A 10481-nucleotide genomic window follows, 5' to 3' on the forward strand; every position below is an offset into this window, starting at 1 on the left:
TCAGTGCCCCACCCGGGACAGGACGTCCGCCTTCAGGAATCGCTCCACCATCAGCATGAAAACCAAGGAAGGTACGAGCAGCAAGAGGGCGGTGATAGATGCGATCTGATAATTGCCGCCGGCAGCGGATGTGTAGAGCAGCAGCGGCAGCATGTTCACGTCCGGCGCCCCGACGAAATAGCTGCCGGTGAACTCGTCCAGCGATTCCAGGAAAACGAAGATGGCGCTCGCCATTAACCCGGGGGCCGCGAGCGGCAGCGTCACATCCATGAATGTGCGCATCGCGCCTGCACCGATATTGCGGGCCGCCTGTTCCAGTTCGATATCGATGGCGGAGAAGGCGGCGGTGGCGATCCAGACTGCATACACGAGGCCGTGCGAGACATGCACCAGCACGACGCCGGGGATCGTGCCGTTCAGGCCGATCTCATAAAAGATGCGAGCGATATTGACGTAGACGGTCAGGTTCGGAAATGCCTGCGGAATGAGGAAGGCAAGCAGGATGAGGCTGCGGAACGGCAGTTTCAGCCGCGCCAGCGCATAACCGGCTGGGATAGCCAGCAGCAGCGACACGACGACGGTCAGGAGCGCGACGATCAGTGAATTGGAGAGCGATTCCAGCGCTCCGCCGCGCGGCGCAAACACCTTTTCCCAGGAACTGAACCCGTATTGCAGCGGGAAGGTGTAGGGAAAATACCATTTCTCGGCGACGGTCCAGAGCAGCATGTTGAACAGCGGGCCGAAGATGAAGAATGCCATCAGCCCGAAGACGATGCCGCGCGGCAGCCACCATAGGGCGGCCCAGGCATTGGCCATGGAGGATTTGGAAGCAACGACGGTCATGCGCGCTCCTTCAGGCTGGCGCGGAGATAGATCCAGGCTACGGAGGAGGCCAGAACCAGCGAGACGAGACCGAGCGCATTGGCAACGCCGTAATCGCCATAGGAATTGACCCGGAAGGCGATATCGGCGGTCAGCATGGTCGGTGACTGGGCGTTGATCATCAGCGGCACCGACAGGACCGACATCATCGTCACAAAGGAGAGGATCAGGCCGACGGTCAACGTCATCGCCACCTGCGGCACGACGATCTCAATCAGGACGCGGAGTTTCGAGGCGCCGAGATTGCGGGCTGCGTCGATGGTTTCGCGGTTGAGCGAGGCCATGGCGCCTGCGACCAGCAGCGTAACGAACGGCGTCTGCTTCCAGACGAAGGCGATGACGATGCCGCGCCAGTCGAGAAAGCTTTGTGCATCAATCGGCGTCAACAGGCCGAGATTGATGAAAGTGTTGTTCATCATGCCGTTCTTGGCGAGAAAGGTACGCAGGATCTGCCCGACGACGATGAAGGGAATGAACATCGGCCAGCGGTAGAGCCAACGCAGGATGGCGACCGCGACAGGGTGTTCGCCGAGCGTCAGGTATCCGCCGATGGCGATCGAGGCGATGCCGATCAGCACGGTCGACAGCGAGATGATGACGACGGAGAAGACGATGTCCTTGGTATAGAGATCGAAGGTCTTGACGAAATTGCCCCAGCCGAACGCGCTCTCCACCTGAAACGCCCCGACCGCCGACATGATGAGCGGCAGGATGAACAGGAAGACGATCACCGCGAGCGCGGGGAAGATGAGGGCAAGACCGAGAAGTCGTCTGGACATGGGTTTTGGCTCAAGGTTGAGATTTGCCCCTCACCCTAACCCTCTCCCCGCTTGCGGGGAGAGGGAACGAGCCCCGCCGCAGCGTTGAAGGGAAGGAAAACAGGGCGGCATCCGTCCTTCTCCCCGCAAGCGGGGAGAAGGTGCCGGCAGGCGGTTGAGGGGTAATTAGGCACACCCCTCATTGTTTTCGTTACTTCACCGACTTCTCGTAGGCTTCCAGGATCGCATTGTTGTAAGGCGCGATCGGGAAAGGCTTGCCCTTGGCGGCAAGGTCGGCCGGGGAGATGTCGACGAACAGCTTGTTCCAAGTCGCGTCGTCGAGTTCCTTCTTGACGTTGTCGGCGTCGATGCCCGGATACCAGTTGAACTTCTTGACGATGCCTTCAGCCTGAACCTTCGGGCTGGTGGCGAGCGCGATGAACTTCTCGGCGAGGTCCTTCTGAGCGGCCTTTTCCGGGATGACGTAGTGCATCGGCTGGCCCGGCATGCCCGGAGCCGGCAGAACGAGCTTCATGGTCGGCGGCAGCTGGCCGTTAGCCTGCCAGGAGTAGAACATGTCGACCCAGACCGGGCCCATGGCGATTTCGCCACGCGACAGAAGATCAAGCGTGCCTGCATTGCCAGGCGTCAGCGTCGCGTTCTTGGTGAAGTCGGCGAGGCTCTTGAAGGCGCCGTCCCACTTGGTGGTCTCGTCCTGCTTGAACGGGCCGTTCATCAGCGTGTTGGCATCGCCGCCGCCGAAGGCGTAGATCCAGCCCATGACGAAGGAAACGCCCGAAGCGCCGCCCTTGATGCCGTTATAGCCGAACTGCTTCGGATGAGCCTTGGCCCATTCTGCGAGTTCGGTGTAGGACTTCGGAGGGGTCGGAACGAGAGCCGGGTTATAGGCGATCGCCGTCTGGCTGTTAAACATCGGCATGACATAGCCTTCGACATTGGTGCCGAGCGCCATCTTGGCGTTGTCGCGGCTGACCAGCTTGCCGGTGTCGATGTCATTGCGGTACTTGTCGAGGTACTTCTTGTCGACCATCGGACCGACGAACTTTTCATGCACGACGGCAACGTCGACGTCCCACTTCTCCGACTTTGCGGCGGACTGGGCGTCGAAACGCTCGAGGATCTTCTGCGAACCGGCATCGCCCGGGCCGGTGCCGACGGCGCGAACCGTGTTGCCCGGATAGGTCTTCTCGAACATCGGGCCGAGATACTGATTGATGTAATCGACCATGTTCTGGTCGCCAGCGGTGGCAACCGTCAGTTCGGCGGCGCGAACCGGGAGTGCAGCCAGCACGACGGCAAGCGCAGCGTAGGACATTCTCTTCATGGGGTTTCTCCGTGAGTTGAGCAGTCTCGTTAAGGCAATGAATAAGGCAGGCAGAATTTTCCCGGCTAAGCTCCGGGAAACGGGGAGCCGGCTAGGAGGCCGGCGAATTGAACAGGAACAGGCTTTCAGCTGGCACATGGACCACGACCTGCATGCCCGGTGAAAATGCCTGGGGCGCATCGGCCATGATTTCGCGATCGCCAAGCCGGACCACGTGCCGCCAATGGCCACCGGGATAGGTGACAGCAAGAACTTCGCCGCCAAAAGCCACGCCCGGCCTGCGGGGGAGAAACTCCTCCGTGGCAAACAGCTGCGCGGCTTCGGGACGGAACCGCGCCTCGACCGCACCGGCCGAGAGCTTGCGGCCGGCAAACGGCACCGCCGTCGCCTTGTTCGCGGGGCCGGCCTGCAGCATGAAGGCGTCGCCGTCCGGTTGGCCGTTCATGGACAAAACGTTCTCGGCGCCCATGAAAGCGGCGACAAATGCCGAAGCCGGCTGGTTATAGACCTCTTCCGGCGAGCCCTGCTGGGCGATGCGGCCGGCATCAAGAATGACGATGCGATCGGCCATCACCATGGCCTCTTCGCGATCGTGGGTGACGTGGATGGCCGTAATGCCGAGGCGTTTCTGAAGCGCACGCAGCTCGTGGCGGACCGACAGGCGGATACGGGCGTCGAGGTTCGACAGCGGTTCGTCGAGCAGCAGGATTTCCGGATCGACGGCAAGTGCCCGGCCGAGCGCGACGCGCTGGCGCTGGCCGCCCGAAAGATTGGCCGGCTTGCGGGCTTCAAGACCCTGCAGGCCGAGCATCTGTTGCATGGCAGAGACGCGCGAGGCGATCTCGGCCTTGGCAATGCCCTTAAGCTTCAGGCCGTAACCAATATTCTGCGCTACGGTCATATGCGGCCAGAGCGCGTAGGACTGGAAAACCAGCGCCATGCCTCGCTTGTCCGGCGGCAGGCGGGTGACGTCACGCTGGCGCACCACCACCTCGCCCGCGGAGGGGCTGATGAAGCCGGCCAGCAGCCTCAGAAGTGTCGTCTTGCCGCAGCCGGACGAGCCGAGCAGTGCGACGAATTCGCCCTTGGCGATCGAAAGATCGATATCGGTCAACACCTGCGTCGAGCCATAACGGCTGGCGACGCCGGACAATGACAAAAATCCATTTCGCTCCATCAATTCCTCCCGTTGCACGGCTGTGCAACATTGCTGAGCGTTTCTTATGGCCTGACTTTTACAGGCGCATGACACCTTCCAATTTTGTCTGAGATTTTATAACGGCGCCGAAGTGACCTTAAGGATGGTCAGACTTCCACGGCCTGTGTGGCCTGGAGGCTCGCGAGCGCCTTCTCCAACTCCCCGGCGCCGGTCGCTACCAGAACCGCACCCGCCTCCTTGAGTATCCGGGCACGTCCGGGCCTTGGATCTGCGGGATCGACGAAGCCGATCGCGCTCATTCCTGCAGCCCTTGCGCCTGTGATACCATGCGCACTGTCATCAATCACCACGCATTTTGCGGGATCGACGGAAAAGCGTTCGGCGCAGAAATGGAAGAGATCGGGAGCCGGTTTTGGTCGCGCCACCTGGTCGGCGCTGAAGATCGATGGCGCAAACGCGTGCCAGAGGTCGAGCAAGCCGAGGCTTTTCGACAGCCGCTCCGTAGAGCTGTTGGAAGCGACGCATTTTTGATGCGGCAAAGAGCGGACAAGCCTGTCCATGCCCGGCATGACTTCGAGCGTGCGTGCGAATTCCGGGAAGATGTCGAGATGCCAGGCGGCGAATACCGCTTCAAGGTCCTCAATACCGTATTCTTCGATACAGATTTTGCGGATCGCGCTTCCTGAATTACCGGTGAAACGGATCAGCACTTCCTCCGCTGTGACATCGGCGCCGGCATCCCGCAGCGCTTTTGCAAGCGTACGGCTGGCGATAGGTTCGCTGTTGATCAGCACGCCGTCGCAATCGAAAATCAGGAGATCAGTCTGCATGGAAGCTCACGTCATCAAAGCCGGTTGACGCCGGCAATACCGTCTGCGACGGCGAAACTCTGGAAAGTGCTGGAAGGCGAGTTCTGCTGCTTGCGGTCGGTAACTGCAATAAAATCGACCTCAGCAGACTTCAAGCCGACACGCATGACAGCATAACCATGTTTGTCGGAGGCGAATTTCAGATGCGGGTTTTCAGCGACGGCAGTTGCAAGGCTTGTCGCCGACGGCGCATCCGAGGTGATCGATCCACAGACGAACTCGGCCGCGATCGGTGCGGCACCGTGATCCGCGAAATCGCGCTTCACGTCGGCGGCATAGAACGCATGCAGGTCGCCGCCAATGACGATCGGGTTCGGCAGTTTTGAAGATTGCACCACATCGATCAAGCGACCACGCCCGGCGCGATAACCATCCCAGCCATCGAGATTATAACCGGTCGCTGGTCCGGCCTTGGTGTCGCGCTCCGACAGAAGCGTCTGCTGGGCGATGATGTTCCACTTTGCCTGAGAACCGTTCAGCGTCCTTGCCAGCCACTCTTCCTGGGCAGGCCCGAGCATGGTCCGCTCCGGCCGGTCGTCCGCCGCATCGCCTTCCAGCTCCGGCGAACGATATTGCCGCGTATCGAGCAGCGTCAGGCCGAGCAGGTCGCCGAAGCGATAGTGGTCATAGATTCGCAATGCGTCGAAACCGGATGCGAGGCCCGGGTGGACCGGCATATGCTCATACCAGGCCTGATAGGCGGCACGGCGGCGGGAGAGGAATTCCTCGCGGTTCGGCGCATCCGGTGCGTGGTCGTTGGCATAGTTGTTGGTGACTTCATGGTCATCCCAGACGGCAAGCCAGGGAAAGGCCGCATGCGCCGCCTGCAGCTCGGGATCGGATTTGTAGAGTGCGTAGCGATCCCGGAATTCATAGAGCATGGACGGAACGCCGGCGCCATGTTTGCGCACCAGTCCGGCGCCATAGGTACGCTCATAGATATAATCGCCGAGATGGACGACGAGATCGAGGTCCTTGCGCGCCATGTCTGTATAGGCGCTGTAATAACCCTGTTCGTATTGTTGGCAGGACGCGAAAGCGAACCGAAACGTATCCGCCACTTCGGACGCCGTTCGGGTGCGGCCGACCGGGCTTTCCGCATTGCCGGCGCGGAAGCGGTAGAAATACCAGTGGCCGGGCTGCAAGCCCTTTATTTCGACATGCACGGAATGGGCAAATTCCGGCACGGCGCGATAGATGCCCGATTGAACCGGCTTTGAAAACGTCTCGTCCTCGGCAATCATCCATTCGACATCAACCGGATCGGTCGATGGTTTTGGAGCCGGCGCGAAAGGGTCGGCCGAGACGGCAGCGAAAGCATTGTCGAGGATAAGCCGCGTCCAGAGAACGACGCTGTCCTTTCTCGGCGCACCGGAGGCAACGCCGAGAACGAAGGGATCGGATGCAAAACCTGCCGCGCGCACCGAGCCGAGCGGCCGCCAGACGGCAGCCGCCGCCAATCCGCCCACCAGCACGTTCCGGCGCTTAAGCAGCGGCATTCATCAGCCTTTCGCGGACCTGTACCGCGATGTCAGGCCGATCGGTCGTGAGCTGTTTTATCGGCTGTTGCATCCAGAAAGCGATATCCTCTTCCTCGTTCGGCACCCAGACGCCGAGACGGTCAGCCGGCACCAGGGCGGACAGCAAATCCCACTCCTCGCGCAGCATCGACTTTTCGATCGCTAGAATATCCGAAACCGCGAGCATGTCTTCCACGGACTTGGTGAGGCCCTTAGCTTCGACAGATTTGTGATTGAGGGAGGAAAGGCGCGGGATATGGGGCGCAACATCGCGGATTGTCTTCAACACGTCGGCATTGAAACTCGTGAGGATCGAGCGCTTTGCCAGGCCAAAACGGTCGATTTCTGCAGCGGCTCTGGCTTCCAGGCCTTCATAAGGCCTGCCGTCGGCATCGGTCTTCAGTTCGACATGCAGGATGAGGTCGGTTGAAGCATAGAGCGCCAGAACCTCGTCCAGCGTCGGGATGCATTCGTTGGTGTCCTTCAGGATGACCGAGCGGTATTCGCCGGCGCCAAGATCCGCCACGCGACCGCTGCGTTCCGTCGTCCGGTCCAGCGTCGCATCGTGAATGATCAGCAATTCGCCGGAAGAACTCAGATGTACATCGAATTCCACGGCATCGACGGAAAGGTCGAGCAGGTTGCGAAAACCACTCATGCTGTTTTCAGCCCAGAGATTGCGGGCGCCGCGATGGCCGACGATGAAAGGATGATTGGTCACGGGAAAAACCTCTTGCCTGCCAAAATCAAGGAATGCCGGAGACTCGACTCCACATGTTAGATTCCGGTCATGTGTTCTGCTGTAGGATGGATGTCATCGCAGCTTGTTATGTTACACATGTTATATATATGTGACATTTGATAAGGCATTTTGAGAATGGAAAACCGTGAGCTTATGGTCAGGGCCGCCTGGCTCTATCATGTGGAAAGTCTGACCCAACAGCAGATCGCCGAGCGGCTGAACGTCACCCGACGGCGGGTGAACGAGGTGCTGGCGGAAGCGCTGGATACCGGGATGGTGCGGATCAGCTTCGAAACCACGCTTGCCGAAAGTGTCGAGCTTGAACAGAGACTGCGGCAGCGGTTCGGGTTGCAGGACGCAGTCGTCATGCCTTCACCGCAGGATCCGGCACTGCTGCATTCGGTTCTCGGCCGCGGTGCCGCAGGTTTTCTCGGCCGGTTGATCCAGGCTCAGGAGCCTGCGTCGATCGGTGTCGGCTGGGGCGCTACCCTGCGCGAGACGATCCATCACATGTCTTCGCTCAATTATCCCGAAATCAAGGTCCGATCGATGATGGGCGGCCTGACACACGGTTCCGAGATCAACACGTTCGAGATCGTGCGTGGCTTCGCGCAGGTGCTCAATGCGCAGTGCCGTTATTTCGCGGCACCGATCTATGCGGAAAGCGCAGAATCTCGCGACGCAATCATCTTGCAGGCCGTCTTTCAGCAGGCATTCAGGCAGATTTGCAAAGTCGATGTCGCCTATGTCAGCGTCGGCGACGTGTCGCAGAAATCGCTGCAGGTTCGTTACGGCCTGCCGGATGGCATGACTGAAAGCATGTTGCAGAAGGCGGGTGCCGTAGGTGACCTGATGGGCCGTTATCTCGGCGCTTCAGGGCAGGAGATCGACCACCCGCTGAACCGGCAGGTGCTTTCTCCGGAACTGGAAGATTTCCGCAGGATAGGCTGCCGCATCGTCGCCTCGGGTGGTGCGCACAAGTACAAGATCCTGCATGCCGTGGCGGCAAGCGGGCTGATCAATGTGCTGATCACCGATGCAGACAGCGCCAAGGCGATGCTTGAAATTCGGTGAGCGTCAGATATTGCGTCGCTTGCCTTCGAGAATGTCGATGATGGAATTGGCGGCATCCAGCACGTTGGTACCAGGCCCGAAGACGGCGGCGACGCCGTTCCGCATCAGGTAGTCGTAATCCTGCCGGGGAATGACGCCGCCGACCACAACCACGATGTTTTCGGCGCCCTTGTCCTTCAGCGATTGCACGAGTTGCGGCGCGAGCGTCTTGTGACCTGCAGCAAGCGACGACATGCCGACCACCTGCACCTTTTCCCTGACCGCAAGATCGGCCGCTTCGTCCGGCGTCTGGAAGAGCGGGCCGGCGAGCACGTCGAACCCGATATCGCCGAAGGCCGACGCGATCACTTTTGCGCCGCGATCGTGGCCGTCCTGACCGAGCTTGGCGACCATGATCCTAGGCTTCTTTCCAGAGGATTTTCCGTAGTCGGCAAGCCGGGTAACGATCGTCTTGTATTCCGGATCACCCTCGTAGGCAGCGCCATAGATATCGCCCACCACCTCCGGCACGGCGGAATGATCGCCAAAATTCCTGCGCATCGCATCGGAGATTTCTCCGACGGTGGCACGGGCACGCGCCGCCTCGATGGCAGCCTCCAGCAGATTGCCCCGGCCTGTCTCGGCGACTTCGGACAGCGCGCTCAAAGCCTGCTCCACCTTTTTCGGATCGCGCTGGCGGCGCACGTCTTCCAGCCGCTTGATCTGGGATTTGCGCACGGCGGTGTTGTCGATCGCCAGAATGTCGAGTTCGTCCTCGTTTTCGAGGCGGTACTTGTTGACGCCGACGATGATCTCCTCGCCACGGTCGACCTTTGCCTGACGCAGTGTCGCGGCCTCCTCGATCAGACGTTTCGGCAAGCCTTCGGCGACCGCCTTGGTCATGCCGCCCATGGCTTCGACTTCCTCGATCAAGACCCAAGCCTTTTCCGCCAGTTCGTTGGTGAGACTTTCCACGTAATAGGAGCCGGCCAGCGGATCGACGACCTTGGTGACGCCCGTTTCGTGCTGAAGGATGAGCTGGGTATTGCGGGCGATGCGCGCCGAAAAATCGGTCGGCAAGGCCATCGCCTCGTCGAGCGCATTGGTGTGCAGCGACTGCGTTCCGCCGAGCACCGCCGACAGAGCCTCGTAAGCGGTGCGGATGACGTTATTGTAAGGGTCCTGCTCCTGCAACGAGACGCCCGATGTCTGGCAATGGGTGCGCAGCATCAGCGACGAGGCCTTTTTCGGCTCGAACTCCTCCATGATCTTTGACCAGAGAAGGCGCGCCGCACGCAGCTTCGCCGCTTCCATGAAGAAATTCATGCCGATCGCGAAAAAGAAGGACAGGCGACCGGCGAAATCGTCGACATTCAGCCCCTTGGCAAGCGCGGCACGCACATATTCACGGCCATCCGCCAGCGTGAAGGCCAGTTCCTGCACCAGCGTCGCACCGGCCTCCTGCATATGGTAGCCGGATATCGAAATCGAATTGAAGCGCGGCATTTCCTTGGCCGTATATTCGATGATGTCGGCGACGATCCGCATCGAGGGTTCAGGCGGATAGATATAGGTGTTGCGGACCATGAACTCCTTGAGGATGTCGTTCTGGATGGTCCCGGACAGTTCGGCGCGCGAACAGCCCTGCTCTTCGCCGGCGACGATAAAGGAGGCGAGGATCGGGATGACGGCGCCGTTCATCGTCATCGAGACGGACATTTCCTTCAACGGAATGCCGTCGAACAGGATTTTCATGTCCTCGACACTGTCGATCGCCACGCCGGCCTTGCCGACATCGCCCTCGACCCGCGGATGGTCCGAATCGTAGCCGCGATGGGTGGCGAGGTCGAAGGCGACCGAGAGGCCCTTCTGGCCCGCCGCAAGATTGCGGCGGTAGAAGGCGTTAGAGGCTTCGGCCGTCGAGAAGCCGGCATATTGCCGGATCGTCCAGGGTCGGCCGGCATACATCGTCGCGCGCGGCCCGCGCACGAAAGGTTTCAAGCCGGGGAGCGTATCGAGATGGCCAATATCTCTGGTGTCTTCGGCCGTATAAAGCGGCTTGATGTCGATACCTTCAGCCGTGTGCCAGACGAGCGTCTCCGGCGAAGCCTTCAGCTCTTTTTCCGCCAGTTGCTTCCAATCTTTTACGGTTT

At 60.3% G+C, this 10481-nt stretch carries 9 protein-coding genes; 1 reads left to right on the top strand and 8 read right to left on the bottom strand.

All coding sequences use genetic code 11. From position 1 onward, the window contains the following. The 7 genes from KX729_RS20055 to KX729_RS20085 all read right to left on the bottom strand — a co-directional run bounded on the left by KX729_RS20055 (window position 1) and on the right by KX729_RS20085 (window position 7254). Window positions 1-843: an ABC transporter permease gene (locus KX729_RS20055; RefSeq protein ID WP_376776024.1), complete on the bottom strand. Its 843-nt coding sequence runs from the start codon at window positions 841-843 to the stop codon at window positions 1-3. Further along, window positions 840-1661 carry an ABC transporter permease gene (locus tag KX729_RS20060; protein ID WP_219744238.1) on the bottom strand — a complete coding sequence of 274 codons (822 nt, stop codon included), beginning with the start codon at window positions 1659-1661 and terminating at the stop codon, window positions 840-842. Before KX729_RS20060 ends, KX729_RS20055 begins: the two co-directional genes overlap by 4 nt. Before the next feature lie 190 nt (window positions 1662-1851). Next, entirely contained in the window at window positions 1852-2985 is a 1134-nt protein-coding gene (locus KX729_RS20065; protein WP_219744239.1) for an ABC transporter substrate-binding protein, read from the bottom strand. Window positions 2986-3076: 91 nt separating this feature from the next. Next, a complete protein-coding gene (locus KX729_RS20070) occupies window positions 3077-4162 on the bottom strand; it encodes an ABC transporter ATP-binding protein (protein ID WP_219744240.1) in 1086 nt (361 codons plus the stop codon). Between the two features lie 128 nt (window positions 4163-4290). Further along, window positions 4291-4974, bottom strand: a complete 684-nt coding sequence (locus KX729_RS20075; RefSeq protein WP_219744241.1) for an HAD family hydrolase — start codon at window positions 4972-4974, stop codon at window positions 4291-4293. A 14-nt stretch (window positions 4975-4988) separates the two neighbouring features. Continuing rightward, window positions 4989-6512 carry an alkaline phosphatase D family protein gene (locus KX729_RS20080; RefSeq protein WP_219744242.1) on the bottom strand — a complete coding sequence of 508 codons (1524 nt, stop codon included), beginning with the start codon at window positions 6510-6512 and terminating at the stop codon, window positions 4989-4991. Continuing rightward, complete coding sequence (locus KX729_RS20085) at window positions 6499-7254, bottom strand: glycerophosphodiester phosphodiesterase family protein (protein WP_219744243.1); 756 nt, start codon at window positions 7252-7254, stop codon at window positions 6499-6501. Before KX729_RS20085 ends, KX729_RS20080 begins: the two co-directional genes overlap by 14 nt. 156 nt (window positions 7255-7410) lie before the next feature. On the opposite strand from KX729_RS20085, the gene KX729_RS20090 reads away from it, so the two are divergent. Then, the gene (locus tag KX729_RS20090) at window positions 7411-8349 is read left to right on the top strand and encodes a sugar-binding transcriptional regulator (protein WP_219744244.1); all 939 of its coding nucleotides are present in this window, start codon (window positions 7411-7413) and stop codon (window positions 8347-8349) included. 3 nt (window positions 8350-8352) lie between these two features. Here KX729_RS20090 and scpA read toward each other — a convergent pair. Beyond that, the coding region (scpA, locus tag KX729_RS20095) for a methylmalonyl-CoA mutase (protein WP_219744245.1) at window positions 8353-10481 on the bottom strand (2129 nt) is incomplete at its 5' end.

Source organism: Neorhizobium populisoli (genome assembly GCF_019430945.1).
Lineage (GTDB): Bacteria > Pseudomonadota > Alphaproteobacteria > Rhizobiales > Rhizobiaceae > Neorhizobium > Neorhizobium populisoli.

Bases quoted from the DNA above. Each gene is read 5' to 3' on its own strand.
- KX729_RS20055 (WP_376776024.1), bottom strand. From the start codon at position 843: ATGACCGTCGTTGCTTCCAAATCCTCCATGGCCAATGCCTGGGCCGCC.
- KX729_RS20075 (WP_219744241.1), bottom strand. From the start codon at position 4,974: ATGCAGACTGATCTCCTGATTTTCGATTGCGACGGCGTGCTGATCAAC.
- KX729_RS20060 (WP_219744238.1), bottom strand. From the start codon at position 1,661: ATGTCCAGACGACTTCTCGGTCTTGCCCTCATCTTCCCCGCGCTCGCG.
- KX729_RS20080 (WP_219744242.1), bottom strand. From the start codon at position 6,512: ATGCCGCTGCTTAAGCGCCGGAACGTGCTGGTGGGCGGATTGGCGGCG.
- KX729_RS20090 (WP_219744244.1), top strand. From the start codon at position 7,411: ATGGAAAACCGTGAGCTTATGGTCAGGGCCGCCTGGCTCTATCATGTG.
- KX729_RS20065 (WP_219744239.1), bottom strand. From the start codon at position 2,985: ATGAAGAGAATGTCCTACGCTGCGCTTGCCGTCGTGCTGGCTGCACTC.
- KX729_RS20070 (WP_219744240.1), bottom strand. From the start codon at position 4,162: ATGGAGCGAAATGGATTTTTGTCATTGTCCGGCGTCGCCAGCCGTTAT.